Here is a 14,775-nt window from a genome sequence, read left to right on the forward strand (position 1 = left end):
GCCGTCATTTCTGGCGGCAACAAGTATCAAGAATTATGACGTTGGTTTGATTACGCCGCAGCTAACAACTTCTGTTGATGAGCCAAGTATTCATCGTACGTTCCTTGGAAGTAGACCAACTGTTTGTTTTTCACATCAATGATCGAAGTGGCCAGCGAAGAGACAAACTCGCGATCGTGGCTAACAAAAATCAGTGTCCCCGTGTAGGACTTTAGCGCGTTATTGAGCGCCTCAATCGCTTCCATATCCATGTGGTTGGTTGGCTCGTCCATGATCAGCACGTTGATATCTTGCATCATTAGTTTGCCAAATAGCAGACGGTTCTTCTCACCACCCGAGCAGTTTCTTGCTTTCTTATTCACATCATCGGCTGTAAAGAGTAGTCGGCCAAGAATGGCACGCACCATCAAATCATCATGTTTTACGGTGCGCCACTGCGAGATCCAATCAAAGATAGTCAGATCGTTATCAAAATCGACAGTACTGTCTTGAGGGCAATAGCCAATTGAGGCATTCTCAGACCACTTCACCACACCTTGGTTGGCCTGAAGCTCTTTGACTAAGCAGCGTAGAAAGGTTGTTTTACCGACGCCGTTTTCACCAATTACCGCCAAACGTGAGCCCGCCTCAAGCAGCAGATTACCACCGTTGAAGAGCTGTTCATCGTCAAAAGCGTGGCCGAGATTTTGTAGTTCAAGTGCAAGGCGATGCAGTTTCTTACCTTCACCAAAATCAATCGAAGGACTGATGCGGCTTGAGGATTTCACTTCATCAAGCTTGATCTTGTCCATTTTTTTTGCGCGTGAGCTAGCCTGTTTTGCTTTTGAAGCATTGGCACCAAAGCGGTTAACGAAGTCTTGCAGTTCGTTGATCTCGGCCGCTTTTTTCGCGTTGCCAGAGAGCAACTGCTCTCGAATCAAGCTTGACGCTTCAAGAAAATACTCATAATTACCCGGATAAATACGCAGTTCACCGTAATCAATATCAGCCATATGGGTACACACTGAGTTCAAAAAGTGACGGTCATGGGAAATAATAATCATGGTGCATTTACGCTGATTAAGTTCTTCAGCCAACCAACCAATGGTGTGGATGTCTAAGTTGTTGGTTGGCTCATCGAGCAGCAAAATATCTGGGTTGGCAAACAAGGCTTGCGCCAACAAAACGCGCAGTTTCCAACCAGGAGCCACTTGCTGCATCAAACCAAAATGAAACGATTCCTCAATACCCGCTTTCAACAAAATATCTCCCGCGCGACTTTCGGCGGTGTAACCATCCATTTCAGCGTATTCGCTCTCAAGCTCGGCGACTTTCATGCCGTCGGCTTCGCTCATCTCGGCTAATGAATAAATGCGGTCACGCTCTTGCTTGATCTCCCATAGTTTACGGTCACCCATAATTACGGCATCAATTACCGTATACTGTTCGAAAGCAAACTGATCTTGGCTCAGCACACCCAATTTTAGCCCTGGTGTAATGGAGACGTTGCCTGAGCTGGGAGTTAACGCGCCACTCAAGATCTTCATGAACGTCGATTTACCACAGCCGTTAGCGCCAATCAAACCGTAGCGATTGCCGTTACCGAATTTTGCAGAAATGTTTTCAAATAAAGGCTCAGCGCCAAATTGCATGGTGATATTTGCGGTAGAGATCAAGAGAGTTTTCCTAGGTATTCAGTTTAGCGAATCAGTGATGTGCAGACGCCAAATCAGCAGAACATAAACAATGGTTAAATAGGCGGCGAATTATACAGAGTTATTACAAAAAGAACAGATGTGAGAGATAGCTCACAGACGGAAATTGCTCAACGTCGAATTGCCTATCGTTATTGGGGAGAAATGGGTGAATAAAAAACACGCTTCACCACATTTTACAGAATGCAGACTAGTATATGTGCATTCACTTTTATCATTAAAGGGATTTTAACAAGGTGCCACCAACTCACTGTAGCCCGTTTGATTATCAAATTCTCGCTCAAACACTAAGTCAGGGTAGGAATGTAAAATCAGCTCTGCGGTAGTATTGACAAGACAACCATCTAAAAGATGACCACCGATCACTTTGCCTGTTTTATCTGCAACCGCAATGTGCAAGTGTTGATGAGATGCGGTTAGCGTGCCTATCAAAGAGACAATTTCAAATGCATCAACAAGGTGTAGCTCTGAAGAGCCATCAGCGAGGCGGATGCGCACTTCAGATAGGCACCCGACACAAGAAGCGATGTTACCCGCTTGTATGTTCTCTTGCTTTATCAACGCGGCAATGGATTGCTTTAAGTCGTGGCCTTTTATTAAGCGAGACACTGTCACTTTTATCATAGATAATTCGTTATAAAATTATGGGTTATGTTTAGTTTATCGTGCATGAGAGTTTACGTCTAAAGAGATTACTGCTTATATCCTTGTTGAGACACAAAGTGGCAATTTTGCTATTTGCTTAAATCCGTTGAGTAACGCCCGTCATTTCACCGAGGAGCCTAAGAATGATTGAACTGTATACCGCCGCAACGCCGAATGGTCAGAAAATCTCCATTGCATTAGAAGAAATGGGGTTGCCATACAAGGTCAACGCTTTTGATCTTTCAACCAATCAGCAAAAAGAGCCTGAGTTTACGGCCATCAATCCAAATGGACGCATTCCCGCAATTGTAGATAAAGATAACGATGATTTTCCAGTATTTGAATCTGGGGCAATTTTGCTTTACTTGGCAGAAAAAACGGGAAAATTTCTGCCCGTAGATCCGAAAGCCCGCTCTCAAGTGATCCAATGGTTAATGTTTCAAATGGGAGGCGTAGGGCCGATGATGGGACAAGCGAACGTCTTCTTTCGTTACTTTCCAGAAAAAATACAACCTGCCATTGATCGTTACCAAAAAGAAGGGCGACGTCTATTTGAAGTCATGGATAGCCAATTAGAGCATCACCGTTATCTTGCGGGTGATGAATACACCATCGCCGATATCGCAACATGGCCATGGGTGAGAATTTACGAATGGAGTGGCATTAATATTGACGGGCTCGAGCACCTACAACGTTGGTTGGCGGAAATCGCGCAACGCCCTGCAGTGATTAAGGGGCTTACCGTGCCACCACCAAGTCAAGAAAGCGATGAACAGCGAGCGGAACGCATTCAGAAAATGGTGACAAGGTAACCTGAGTGATGTGTGTATGACAAAACGGTGGGCTTATAAGTTCAGTTGAAGTATTTAACTGTGGTTCCTAATTTGTGCATTTAGCATTACACTGCGTGAAAATTCGTGATAAGAAAAACGTAATGATTAACGATAAAGACACATTAGAAAACGAAGAAATTGAAATAGAGGCGATTGGTATTGAAGTTTCGTCGCAACCTATTGAGCTTTATAAGGTGTTAAAGATTGCTAACCTAGTGGATGGTGGCGGGCAAGCAAAATTCCTGATTAGCGATGGTTACGTGGCAGTCAATGGAGAACTTGAAACTCGAAAACGACGTAAAATGTACAATGGGGATTTTCTTGAATTTAACCAGGAGTACTACGTTGTATTGTGTGATCAACCCGTGACTGAAGTACCTGAAACTAATGTGACGTCGGTAGTGGCAGCAACAAATGTGCCTAAGCCGAAGCAAAAGGTGTCAAAAACCAAATCGGCTAGAAATAAGCCGGCGACCACAAAGAAAGAGAACTCCGATGCACCTAACAGCAAAGATGCTGAAAGTGGCCGCAACTCAATAGACTTTTTCTAATTTTCTGTTTTTTAATGATCTGATAAATAGACGGGAGCGATATGGCTCCCGTCTTTTATTCAACGCCATTCGTCATTTGTCGTCGAACCGCTATTTAACCCATTAGGATCATCATCAAAAGGGTGTTGTGCCTTATACAGTAACACTTCCAACTGATGTTCTAACTGATTGACTGTCTCATAGTCACCTTCAGAACAGGCTACATAAATTTGTTGTTCTAGTGCTTCAATGCTGTCGCGTATGGTCATTTGGCACCTCTCATCTCACCCATTAAAGGTGACTTTTATCTGTTTTCAAATCTATTGTAGTCAAGTAAACCAGATTCGACAGGTTGATTTTTTCGATACCATGCATGAACTTTATCGCTGAACGGCCAAAACTTCGAAGAACTGCGGCGAATGGCGAACCTATCGAGCAACTTAACGTAGTCCTGCTCATTTTGCATTTTACTCAATAGCATCACCAATTCTGCGATCTCGTGTTCATGCAGTGACAAATAAGCAGAAGGGTAACTGCCAATGACCCCTCTCACTAGAGTCAAATCATCATTCGCTGGGTCACGGTTGCTTTGTTCATCAAATAGACTTGAAATATTGAGATGGGCGTTATTGTGTAACAAAGTAAACAGTTGATCCTCTCCGTTTTCAGCCGTGATCATCAACATGATAATTTGTGGCACAGCCAACAACCCTTCACCTTTGATCTTATTAATGCTATTTAACATCTGTTCACTACGCTTTGAAAAACCAGTGTCAATTATCGAATAACGATTTGATAACACAGGTTGAAGCTCAGACTTCAAAAGATCAAACAACTCAGATTTTGGATCTTGCGTGTGGTAAACAATACTGGTCGGTTGATCAAAAGGGGCAACGTTACGTTGCAAAAAGTCACTGAGTTGAGTGCTTTGATTTTGATACCAACTTGACTGCTCTTGGTGCCTTATCTCTCTAGGCAGCAGAGAGACAAAATTACTTTCACCTTCAAGACGCAGAAAATCCATAAACATGCGAGTAATGAGCTGGTGGCCGAAATTGCCGTAAACATCAAAACCCGCCACCAGTAAATAATGGATTCTTTCTAGTAGCGCATAGTCTAAAACCCATGCTGTTTTGGGTTTTTCTCCCACCAAACCTTGCACTACCGATGCGCTATCGAAATGCCTAAAAATAGTCAGTGCCGCATTCGGGTTATAGCCATCACCCATCCACAGTACATCCGTGGTTAAGTTCTCGCCATTTTTGAACCACTGATTAGTAAATTCAGATTTTGCTTTCAAATAACGTGCTTGTTGATGCGCATAACGGACCCAATGAGTAATAGGCAACGTGTTACTTTCCAACTCGCTTGGCAGTTTCAGATTCGCGGCTTGCGAGCGATAAAATTGATTCACTTCGGGTAAATCAGCTTTCTCTGGGTCTAAAAAGAACACCCAAAAATGGTCGTTAATAACATTCAGGGCTAGCTGGCCACGACACACTGGCCCTTTGATAAAAGCCATGATGGTGTTTTGAGCATTGTCTAACATAAATCGAAAGCGTGCTTTAACCGGAAGGGCATCAAATGCCGTCATCGGATTGGCGGCAACTTCAATATCATAGCTAGGCAAAACCGAGACTTGATAATTAGGCCGAATGAACCATGCCTGCCAATCATCTAGACGTTTTTTATTCAACGCATAGGGTAAATGAGTTTTATCTACGATACTGCCTTGCTCAGGAATCAAACGGTAGTAGACGCGTTCTACACCAGGATTATCGTAAGGACGCCTTGTCGCAATTCGGTTAACCGGCTCGCCTGGGGGCGTTGTCGAACGTATCAAAGTGAAAAATCTAGGCTGACCAGCAAGTTCAGAAAAATAAAGGTGATAAAGAAAAAGATGCTCGTAGATATAACGAGCCATTAACTGATTCTTTGCTGTACCTTTATTTAAAAAGTTTTCGTATTGCGCAACCGATTTCTCCTGATCAGAAGTGAGCGAAATATGACCATTCATGATTGCGCCATCTCTGAGCCACGTGAGTAGCGTATTGTATTCAAGAGGGCTAAGATTTGGCATGCCATAAGGCATTCCCCACGTTGGATGATCTTGTTTGTACTGTCCGTACTCTTCAATTGTTGGACAAACTTGTTCGCGATCTATCGAAAAATCAAAACCTGTTAGCTGATCTTGTTCTGGTAACGGATGTTCCTCTTTTTGCATTAATAATTTCGCGACTAATCCTGCTTCTAGATTCGCGGTAGGCGTTTGAGATCTCTCGTTCAGCACAGGATGAAAACCAAAATCTCGCCACTGCTCTGTGTATTGTGCATCTTCAAACAAACGGGTAGGAGCCGACGCCGTCAGACGCGTACCATGATAAACCAACGCTTTACTGGCTCCACGATCAATCCCTTCAACTGAAGACATTTTTAGCTGGCAGGGCGCATCATAACAGGCGTGACAGACCACGCAGCGCTGATCGATGATGGGTTTAACATCATTTAAAAAGAAAGAGGCTTCTTTTGAATCTACTGGCGATTGTCTTGACTGAACGCTTGCTTCACCAAACAGTTGGTCATAGTTCAAGCCCGCATACATTGCACATCCTGAAAAAAACACGATGCTAAGAATAATAAGTCGATGAAAAGACATAACATGAGAAATTTAGGAATATTTGTCCCAATTAAAGCAAAGATTAACAAAATGCACCACAAAACGATGAAAATAGCGCATTAGGGATGATAAATCGCCCGAGTGGAATAAACGCCACAACTGAACGCACAATGCTCAATTTAGGGTTATAAGACGAGTATACGGTAGACTCGCATTGGCTATACGCATTTAATAAACCCATTGAACCCGCTATAGTTAAACGAATAAAATTTTGAGGAGTCAAAGGATGAAACTCTCGATATCAGGGAAGTTGCAATTAAGTTTTTTATTGCTGGTGGTGCTTCTTATCATTTCGACCTTTTTTACCTATCGCAGTATTACGCAAGTCGAAACTCACACCAATTCATTGCTGCAAACGGATCTGCCAACCGTGAATACTAGCCGAAATATTCAGCAGTCGATGCAAGAGGTTATTTCAACGTTACGCGCCTATTTATTGGTGGGTTCTCAAAGTGCAGTGGGTGCAACGCAACTGACAAAACTTGAAACTATTATTGGACAGATGGACAAAACGGTACCTGTGTTAGAAACGCTGATTCTCAGTGAGCAATACACCGCGATCATAAGCGAATGGGCTGCAATCAAAGCGCATATCCAAGGCATCGTATTACTGAGCCAAAGTGAGTATAATTTACCTGCCCACACATTATTCATTAACGAGGCCGCCCCCATAGCAGAAGTTGCCCTTGACCAGTTACAAGGGCTGATTAACGACGAGTCGACTAACAAAGAAGGAGGGGAGCGGAAACGTCTCTTTAAATTGTATGCTGACAGCTATAATTCGTTAGCTAATGCACTGGCATCGTTGCGAGATTTCTTACTGTATGCGAAGCCTGAACATCTCGAAAAATATCAAGACCTGATTAACTCTCATAACCAATCTGTTGCTGAAATTGTGGAAAAGTCCTCTTTGCTATCGGATGATGAACAGAGTCTTTGGTCATTATTTAATGAGATGCAGCAGCTTTATTTCCCACTCGCACAGCAGGTGATTGCGATACGCCAATCTGAGCAATGGAACGGCGTCAATCAAAAAATGGCCACACAACTTATGCCTGCCGTAGATAAAATGACTAACCGTCTTGAAGATGTTATCGCCACTCAACAATCAAAAGCAGAGCAAAGTGGCGAAAGGATGAGTCGTAGCATTAGTAATGTGATTAACGTGTTATTTATCATGATTGCCGTGACTGTTTCAGTTGCTGTTTTGCTTTCCAATTACTTAGGTAAGAATATCGGCCGCAGAGTGAGTCGAATCGGAAAGAGAGCCGAAATCATTGCGGCAGGAGATGTCTCTCAACCAGCACTTTTGTGTGAAGGTAGCGACGAGCTATCTCAGCTTACCGCCGCGATAAACAATATGAACAACTCACTGCGAACGATCGTTCAGGGAGTTAGTACCAAAGCGCAACAGGTCAGTCAAAACATGGATGAGCTTCTGAACTATAACTCAAACACTCGGCAGCAAGTACAGCAGCAGAGAGCAAGTATTGAGCAGGTTACAGTACGTTTAAGCGATGTGGCGCAGTATTCTATGGTGACCGCAGAAAAAGCTGAACAATCTACGCAATCTCTTTTGTTATCACAAAATGAGCTCAAAGAGGGAGCCTCGGCGCTAGAACAAAATAGAAAGAGTATTGATAAGCTTGATCAAACCATACAAAAGGCAACGCAATTGGTGCTCGATCTTAGTCGAGAAAGCGAATTGATTGGGCGTGTGACCGAAGTAATAGAGGGATTAGCGGCACAAACTAACCTTCTAGCCTTAAATGCGGCGATTGAGGCCGCAAGAGCCGGAGAATACGGACGAGGCTTTGCTGTGGTAGCGGATGAAGTTAGGCTGCTGGCGACTCGAACCACTCAATCAACCACAGAAATTAACACTATTATAAACGCCATACAGTCAGCGACTGCGGCTGTGGTCAATGAAATTAACATGAGTCAGAACCTTGCCAATGAAGGTGCGACGCAGACCATCCACGCCTTCAACAAAATGATGGACGTACAAGGAAAAATAACGGCGTTAGATAAGGAAATGCACCAGTTATCCTCGGCGGCGGATCTACAACAACAATCAACACACCAAATGACTCAATTCATGCAAGAGGTTGTCAGTTCGGTGGAAAGTGTGGCAAGTATTAGCCAAATCTCAAACCAAACGTCAGCGCAAGTAAAAGATAATGTCACTGTACTCAATCAAGAAATGGAAAAGTTCAAAATTTAAACGCAAGAGTAGATATTCAATTGAGTTAAAAATAACCAAAAGCCACACAAATCTCAACCAATTGAATTTACTTTGTTTATTTACTGTTCGCTTGAACGGGTTTTGATAAAAAATGGGTTTTCTTTTTTGCTAACTGTGGCATAGTGACAGCGTCAATTCGGTGCGCGGGCATCGTATAATGGCTATTACCTCAGCCTTCCAAGCTGATGATGCGGGTTCGATTCCCGCTGCCCGCTCCAATATTCTCGTATTTATCCAGTCTACTAGAAACAAAAAATCCACCCTAGAAAGAGTGGATTAGAGTCGTTCTTTTTAAAAATTTAAACGGGACTGACGCTCTCTGCTTGTGGCCCTTTTTGACCATCAGTGATTACAAAACTCACCTTTTGGCCATCGACTAAGTTGCGGCGCCCTTCACCTGTAATAGCGGAAAAATGTACAAATACATCTTTGCTGCCATTATCTGGGGTAATAAAGCCAAAACCTTTATCTTGGTTGAACCACTTTACAATTCCGTTTACTTTTTCACTCATAATCTTACTCTTGCTATGTTGTTTTGACGTTGCGAAACAGTTGCAACATGAATAACTTAACCAAAGTATTTTGCACAATCTAATGAAGTTTCTGTGAATGTGATGTACGCCTTGTTGAATATCAAATTTTGCGATTTCTATACCAAAATGTGATGCATTAAATCAAGGTAACTGTTCATACTTCAACTCTATTTCTGCCATTTTGTTTAGCTTTATAGAGCGCTTGATCCGCAATTTTTAACACTGCTTCAGGTTTTTCTGAGGCGTAGCTATCAGCAACGCCAATACTAACCGTAATAGAGACAAGATTTGATGGTGTTTTCTGCTCACGCTTCTTGGAACCGAGCTTATCGTCTTTTGGTCTGTCTTCTGCGTTCCTAATGACCATTTGGTACTGTTCAATATCTTTGCGAAGCAAATCTAAGTAGATTGCAGCTTGCTGTGCATTTTTTCCTTTAAATAGGATGGTAAACTCTTCACCACCGTAGCGATAAACACGTGCGTTTCCTTGAGTCAGCAATAAACGGCTAGCAATCAACTTAAGCACATCATCACCAGTGTCATGACCATAGCGATCATTGAACTGCTTAAAATGGTCTATATCTAGCATCGCTATCGCATATTTTTTGCCTAAGTATTTGATGTCAAGATCTAAGGCGTGGCGACCTGGGATACCCGTTAAGCGATCAATAAACGCCATTTTATGACCCGCCGAAATTAGATATAAGATCAATAAAACCCCGGCTAGAGAGAAAAGTGTGCTTGAGATATAACTCACGTGGAAAAAAATAAAGGTGACGGAGGAAAGTAAAATACTGGCGTAAATGCTGGTGTCTAAGATCTGGTTTCGCGTGAGCACAAATATTGCGGAGACCCCAATTAATGCCAAGAGGTACATCACCAACAAAAATGGCAATTTCGATATTTTCGGTATAGTTACTAAAAAAACTTGGCTAAAATTCTCAAATCCGCCATCACTGACGTACATCAAAGTAACAACGGCCCAAAACATTAACAGCAGCAAAATAGCGATGTATAAGCCATAAGTTTTACTCAATACAGTAGCATTACTTCCTAACGCATAAGGTACTAAACACAAAACGGGTAATAACAAACTTAATAACGAAAGCTCTAGCAAGGTTGTTCCCGTAGAAAGGGGCATCTGTAAGCGCCACTGGATGATTGCGTAGGCCACCATCATCGCTGTCGAGATCATAGCCAAACGCCCTTGCTTAAAAATGTGTCCTAATGCGATTGCTACCGTGAAAAGAATATAAGGCAGGTTACTAGCGAAGCCAATATTGGCGCTAGTGATCAGAATGACGTTTTCCATCCCCAACATAATGGCTATTAGCAACCCTATTGGGAATAAGAATCGAAACCAATGAGATGATACAAAACTTGTCGGCATTAATAATACAAATATGACCTTTGTGGCATTTAAAATTAAAATTGATAATAAGGCCCATAGCATACTTTTATTTAATAGATTGCCAAGCTTTTTGCTAGACTTACTAAATGAAAGCGAGCACTTGAACAAAGTTTAGACGACAACGCATCTAAAAGTTGTATAAAATCACCAAGGTACGCTAAGTTGTTACTGCTAAGTTCTATCTAAATATTTTGATTAGTACGAAGAGGAAGGAGTGTAAGGATGCAAATCAGTGTTGATGTACATAATTACATGGAAACACTTGTCGGACGCGTATTGGCTGAAGATAAGTATGTAAATCACTATGATAATGAGCAGCTTGCCGATCTTGCTTGCTTATCCCTTGCTCAATTGAGACCGATCTATATTCGATACGACATAGATTTTCTCTCTGCGCTACCTGAAGAAAAATTGGTCATACTTAAAGAGAATGCACAAGTTGCCGTTGAATCGGCGGAAAGCATGATCGTTAATGATCGACGTAGACACAGAGAAGATGATATTCCTATCATTCTAGGCCAATTGCGCTTTGACGATAACTTAGAACTAGAGTGGTTCGAGAAGCCGATTATTGAAACAAACAAGTCTTAAAGGAGCTCTTGTGGGATTTTTTTCTCGTTTATTTAATCAAGGGTCAGGCAATGACTCAAAAATGAAGCTTTTGGATCCCATTGAATATAAAGGTTTTTTAATTTACCAAGATGCAATGTCTGAATCAGGGCAATATCGTGTCGCTGGTAAAATTAGTAAAGATGTTAATGGTGAAATATGTACTCACCGTTTTATCCGCTCCGATGTCGTAGCTAGCAGAAGCGACGCTGATGAGCTTATGCTTAAAAAAGCAAAAATGCTCATCGATCAGATGGGCGAGAAAATCTTTTCCTAACATCGTCCAACTTGATAAAAATCATAATGAATATCCTCATTAGTCGATACCCTTATTCATTGAGTAAAATACATGGCTAATATCCTGTTTTTATAGAGCTTTGTGATAAGTGGTTCGACCTCTTCTTTGTTTGGATGTCGTTGTGTTTTTGTCTTTCACCTATGACAATCACTCATTACTTAACCTTATATGTAATAGCATTTTGTATTTTTATTACAAACTGCTTGCAGTTATGCTGGTGGTTAGATAAAAACAGAATAATCATTGTGCCAATAGTCAAGGAATAACTATGCAAATTGGTGTACCAAAAGAGACCCTTACGGGTGAAACACGGGTTGCAGCTTCACCGAGTTCGGTAGCGCAATTAATCAAACTAGGCTTCGACGTCTCCATTGAAACTCAAGCTGGGGTTTTAGCCAGTTTTGATGATGCGGCTTTTGAGGCGGCTGGTGCCACGATTGTTTCGACACAAGATGTTTGGAATTCAGACATTATCTTGAAGGTCAATGCGCCGATTGTTGATGAAGAACAATCGATTAATGAGGTTGCTTTGATCAAAGAAGAGGCAAGCCTAATCAGTTTTATCTGGCCTGCACAAAACCCAGAATTGATGGAACAGTTATCAAGTAAAAAAATCAACGTGCTGGCGATGGACTCAGTGCCGAGAATATCCAGAGCACAAGCTTTAGACGCTTTGTCATCAATGGCTAACATTGCTGGCTACCGCGCTGTTGTTGAAGCTGCACATGAATTTGGCCGCTTCTTTACAGGGCAAATTACCGCAGCGGGCAAAGTCCCGCCGGCAAAAGTACTGGTTGCTGGAGCTGGCGTTGCTGGCCTCGCTGCTATCGGTGCCGCAGGCAGTCTGGGGGCAATTGTACGAGCTTTTGATGTTCGCCCAGAAGTAAAAGAACAAGTTCAATCAATGGGTGCAGAGTTTTTGGAAGTCGATTTCCAAGAAACGGCTGGTTCAGGCGATGGTTACGCCAAAGAGATGTCTGACGACTTTAATAAAAAGGCCGCTGAACTGTATGCAGCGCAAGCTAAAGATGTCGACATCATTATCACGACGGCTTTGATCCCTGGACGTCCAGCCCCTAAGCTGATCACCAAAGAGATGGTCGACAGTATGAGCGCTGGTAGCGTGATCGTCGATCTTGCAGCTGCAAACGGAGGGAACTGTGAATACACGGTTGCCGATCAGGTGATTACAACCGCCAATGGTGTGAAAGTGGTCGGTTATACTGATATGGTTGGCCGCTTACCAACACAATCCTCTCAATTATATTCAACAAACATCGTTAACTTGCTGAAATTGTTATGCAAGGAAAAAGATGGATCCATCAATATTGACTTTGAAGACGTTGTTTTACGTGGTGTGACGGTCGTGAAAGAAGGCGAAATAACGTGGCCAGCACCACCGATCCAAGTCTCTGCGCAACCGCAAGTCAAGACCGCACCAACTAGACCTGAACCAAAAAAACAAGAACCCGTTTCTGCGACGAAAAAAATTACTGGCTTAGTTGCTGCCGTTGGCGCTTTTGCTTGGATCGCATCGGTCGCACCTGCGGCTTTCTTAAGCCATTTCACCGTTTTTGTTTTAGCGTGTGTTGTGGGTTACTACGTCGTTTGGAATGTTACTCATGCTTTACATACTCCTTTGATGTCCGTTACCAATGCAATTTCCGGCATTATTGTGGTCGGAGCTTTATTGCAGATAGGTCAAGGGAGTGGTGTGGTCACTTTCCTCGCGTTTATCGCTGTTTTAATTGCAAGCATTAACATCTTTGGTGGTTTTACAGTCACCAAACGTATGCTTGAAATGTTCCGTAAAGGCTAAGGGAGTAATATATGTCTGCAGGATTAGTACAAGCCGCATATATTATTGCTGCTATCTTCTTCATCATGAGCCTTGCTGGATTATCAAAGCAGGAATCAGCAAGAGCTGGTAACTACTATGGTATCGCGGGTATGGCTATCGCACTCATCGCCACTATTTTTCGTCCAGATGCGCAGGGCTTAGCTTGGGTATTGTTGGCGATGGTAATTGGGGGTGGTATCGGTATTCATTATGCTAAAAAAGTAGAAATGACCGAAATGCCCGAACTTGTGGCTATTCTCCACAGTTTTGTGGGCATGGCTGCGGTATTAGTGGGTTATAACAGCTATATCGATGCGCCAATTGTACTCGATCACGCTGAACACGTGATTCATTTGGTTGAAGTGTTCATTGGGGTATTTATTGGTGCCGTCACCTTTACAGGATCTATCGTCGCCTTTGGTAAACTGCGTGGAATCATTTCGTCGTCGTCGCTCAACCTCCCTCATAAGCATAAGCTCAACCTCGCGGCCATTGTTGTCTCCACATTATTAATGATTTACTTTGTTAATAATGGTGGCAGCATGTTTGCATTGATTATTATGACTCTGATAGCGTTCGCGTTTGGCTACCATTTGGTGGCTTCGATTGGTGGTGCAGACATGCCCGTTGTGGTATCGATGCTTAACTCCTATTCAGGTTGGGCAGCGGCAGCGGCTGGCTTTATGTTAGCGAATGATTTGTTGATCGTAACCGGAGCACTGGTTGGTTCTTCAGGTGCCATTCTTTCTTACATTATGTGTAAAGCGATGAACCGCTCTTTTGTTAGTGTGATTGCCGGGGGCTTTGGCCAGGATGTAGCTATCAGCGCAGACGTTGAATACGGTGAACACCGTGAAATAAACGCTGAAGAAGTAGCCGAAATGCTGAAAAACTCTAAGTCAGTGATCATCACTCCAGGGTATGGCATGGCAGTGGCTCAAGCACAGTATCCTGTTCACGAAATCACGGAGAAGTTACGTGCACAAGGCATTAAAGTTCGCTTTGGTATTCATCCAGTAGCGGGACGTTTGCCTGGCCATATGAACGTACTGCTTGCTGAAGCAAAAGTGCCTTATGACATTGTGTTAGAAATGGACGAAATAAATGATGATTTTACTGAAACGGATACGGTTTTGGTGATCGGTGCAAATGACACAGTAAACCCAGCAGCATTAGAAGATCCGAACAGTCCGATCGCCGGAATGCCAGTGTTGGAAGTATGGAAAGCGCAAAATGTCATTGTATTCAAGCGTTCAATGAATACTGGCTACGCGGGTGTACAAAACCCTCTTTTCTTTAAAGATAATACCTACATGCTTTTTGGTGATGCAAAAGAGAGTGTAGACGCCATCTCAAAAGCGTTATAGCATCTACGATTAGGATAATAAAGAAGCCAGCATTTTGCTGGCTTCTTCTGTTTTTGAGCAATCATTATTGACATGGATATAACACGTACAATG

At 42.7% G+C, this 14,775-nt stretch carries 13 protein-coding genes and 1 tRNA gene; 8 read left to right on the plus strand and 6 right to left on the minus strand.

Annotated features, from left to right (window positions below):
- Positions 1–50: 50 nt before the first annotated feature.
- Complete coding sequence (locus AACV32_RS13610) at positions 51–1,655, minus strand: ABC-F family ATPase (RefSeq protein ID WP_013867813.1); 1,605 nt, start codon at positions 1,653–1,655, stop codon at positions 51–53.
- A gap of 267 nt (positions 1,656–1,922) precedes the next feature.
- On the minus strand, positions 1,923–2,318 hold the full coding sequence (locus tag AACV32_RS13615; RefSeq protein ID WP_017042825.1) for a PPC domain-containing DNA-binding protein: 396 nt from the start codon (positions 2,316–2,318) through the stop codon (positions 1,923–1,925).
- 164 nt (positions 2,319–2,482) lie between these two features.
- Here AACV32_RS13615 and AACV32_RS13620 point away from each other — a divergent pair, with 164 nt between their 5' ends.
- Positions 2,483–3,151 carry a glutathione S-transferase family protein gene (locus AACV32_RS13620; RefSeq protein WP_013867809.1) on the plus strand — a complete coding sequence of 223 codons (669 nt, stop codon included), beginning with the start codon at positions 2,483–2,485 and terminating at the stop codon, positions 3,149–3,151.
- A gap of 74 nt (positions 3,152–3,225) precedes the next feature.
- Positions 3,226–3,723: an RNA-binding S4 domain-containing protein gene (locus AACV32_RS13625; RefSeq protein WP_047691143.1), complete on the plus strand. Its 498-nt coding sequence runs from the start codon at positions 3,226–3,228 to the stop codon at positions 3,721–3,723.
- 59 nt (positions 3,724–3,782) lie between these two features.
- Here AACV32_RS13625 and AACV32_RS13630 read toward each other — a convergent pair whose 3' ends face one another.
- Positions 3,783–3,971: a hypothetical protein gene (locus AACV32_RS13630; RefSeq protein WP_013867807.1), complete on the minus strand. Its 189-nt coding sequence runs from the start codon at positions 3,969–3,971 to the stop codon at positions 3,783–3,785.
- Positions 3,972–4,006: 35 nt separating this feature from the next.
- Entirely contained in the window at positions 4,007–6,358 is a 2,352-nt protein-coding gene (locus tag AACV32_RS13635) for a fatty acid cis/trans isomerase (protein ID WP_170895280.1), read from the minus strand.
- Positions 6,359–6,605: 247 nt separating this feature from the next.
- Here AACV32_RS13635 and AACV32_RS13640 point away from each other — a divergent pair, with 247 nt between their 5' ends.
- Both AACV32_RS13640 and AACV32_RS13645 read left to right on the plus strand, forming a co-directional pair.
- Positions 6,606–8,603, plus strand: coding sequence for a methyl-accepting chemotaxis protein (locus AACV32_RS13640; RefSeq protein WP_249339499.1), 1,998 nt, complete (start codon positions 6,606–6,608; stop codon positions 8,601–8,603).
- A gap of 164 nt (positions 8,604–8,767) precedes the next feature.
- A tRNA-Gly gene (locus AACV32_RS13645) sits at positions 8,768–8,842 on the plus strand.
- 81 nt (positions 8,843–8,923) lie between these two features.
- Here AACV32_RS13645 and AACV32_RS13650 read toward each other — a convergent pair.
- A complete protein-coding gene (locus AACV32_RS13650; protein ID WP_013867804.1) occupies positions 8,924–9,136 on the minus strand; it encodes a cold-shock protein in 213 nt (70 codons plus the stop codon).
- A 175-nt stretch (positions 9,137–9,311) separates the two neighbouring features.
- Complete coding sequence (locus tag AACV32_RS13655) at positions 9,312–10,676, minus strand: GGDEF domain-containing protein (RefSeq protein ID WP_094132280.1); 1,365 nt, start codon at positions 10,674–10,676, stop codon at positions 9,312–9,314.
- A 114-nt stretch (positions 10,677–10,790) separates the two neighbouring features.
- Between AACV32_RS13655 and AACV32_RS13660 the strand changes: the two genes are divergently transcribed.
- The 4 genes from AACV32_RS13660 (at position 10,791) to pntB (ending at position 14,682) form a co-directional block, all read left to right on the plus strand.
- Positions 10,791–11,159, plus strand: a complete 369-nt coding sequence (locus AACV32_RS13660; protein WP_013867802.1) for a late competence development ComFB family protein — start codon at positions 10,791–10,793, stop codon at positions 11,157–11,159.
- 10 nt (positions 11,160–11,169) lie between these two features.
- Complete coding sequence (locus AACV32_RS13665) at positions 11,170–11,454, plus strand: HlyU family transcriptional regulator (RefSeq protein WP_026028968.1); 285 nt, start codon at positions 11,170–11,172, stop codon at positions 11,452–11,454.
- Between the two features lie 289 nt (positions 11,455–11,743).
- Entirely contained in the window at positions 11,744–13,294 is a 1,551-nt protein-coding gene (locus AACV32_RS13670; RefSeq protein WP_170895282.1) for a Re/Si-specific NAD(P)(+) transhydrogenase subunit alpha, read from the plus strand.
- An 11-nt stretch (positions 13,295–13,305) separates the two neighbouring features.
- On the plus strand, positions 13,306–14,682 hold the full coding sequence (gene pntB, locus AACV32_RS13675) for a Re/Si-specific NAD(P)(+) transhydrogenase subunit beta (protein WP_017046914.1): 1,377 nt from the start codon (positions 13,306–13,308) through the stop codon (positions 14,680–14,682).
- Positions 14,683–14,775 lie beyond the last annotated feature (93 nt).

The sequence above is a fragment of the Vibrio sp. B7 genome, from assembly GCF_963888765.1.
GTDB lineage: Bacteria > Pseudomonadota > Gammaproteobacteria > Enterobacterales > Vibrionaceae > Vibrio > Vibrio anguillarum.

What these genes read in the sequence shown, in the direction of transcription:
- AACV32_RS13615 (WP_017042825.1), bottom strand. Translation starts at nt 2,318, where the DNA reads ATGATAAAAGTGACAGTGTCTCGCTTAATAAAAGGCCACGACTTAAAG.
- AACV32_RS13620 (WP_013867809.1), top strand. Translation starts at nt 2,483, where the DNA reads ATGATTGAACTGTATACCGCCGCAACGCCGAATGGTCAGAAAATCTCC.
- AACV32_RS13630 (WP_013867807.1), bottom strand. Translation starts at nt 3,971, where the DNA reads ATGACCATACGCGACAGCATTGAAGCACTAGAACAACAAATTTATGTA.
- AACV32_RS13635 (WP_170895280.1), bottom strand. Translation starts at nt 6,358, where the DNA reads ATGTCTTTTCATCGACTTATTATTCTTAGCATCGTGTTTTTTTCAGGA.
- AACV32_RS13640 (WP_249339499.1), top strand. Translation starts at nt 6,606, where the DNA reads ATGAAACTCTCGATATCAGGGAAGTTGCAATTAAGTTTTTTATTGCTG.
- AACV32_RS13650 (WP_013867804.1), bottom strand. Translation starts at nt 9,136, where the DNA reads ATGAGTGAAAAAGTAAACGGAATTGTAAAGTGGTTCAACCAAGATAAA.
- AACV32_RS13660 (WP_013867802.1), top strand. Translation starts at nt 10,791, where the DNA reads ATGCAAATCAGTGTTGATGTACATAATTACATGGAAACACTTGTCGGA.
- AACV32_RS13670 (WP_170895282.1), top strand. Translation starts at nt 11,744, where the DNA reads ATGCAAATTGGTGTACCAAAAGAGACCCTTACGGGTGAAACACGGGTT.
- pntB (WP_017046914.1), top strand. Translation starts at nt 13,306, where the DNA reads ATGTCTGCAGGATTAGTACAAGCCGCATATATTATTGCTGCTATCTTC.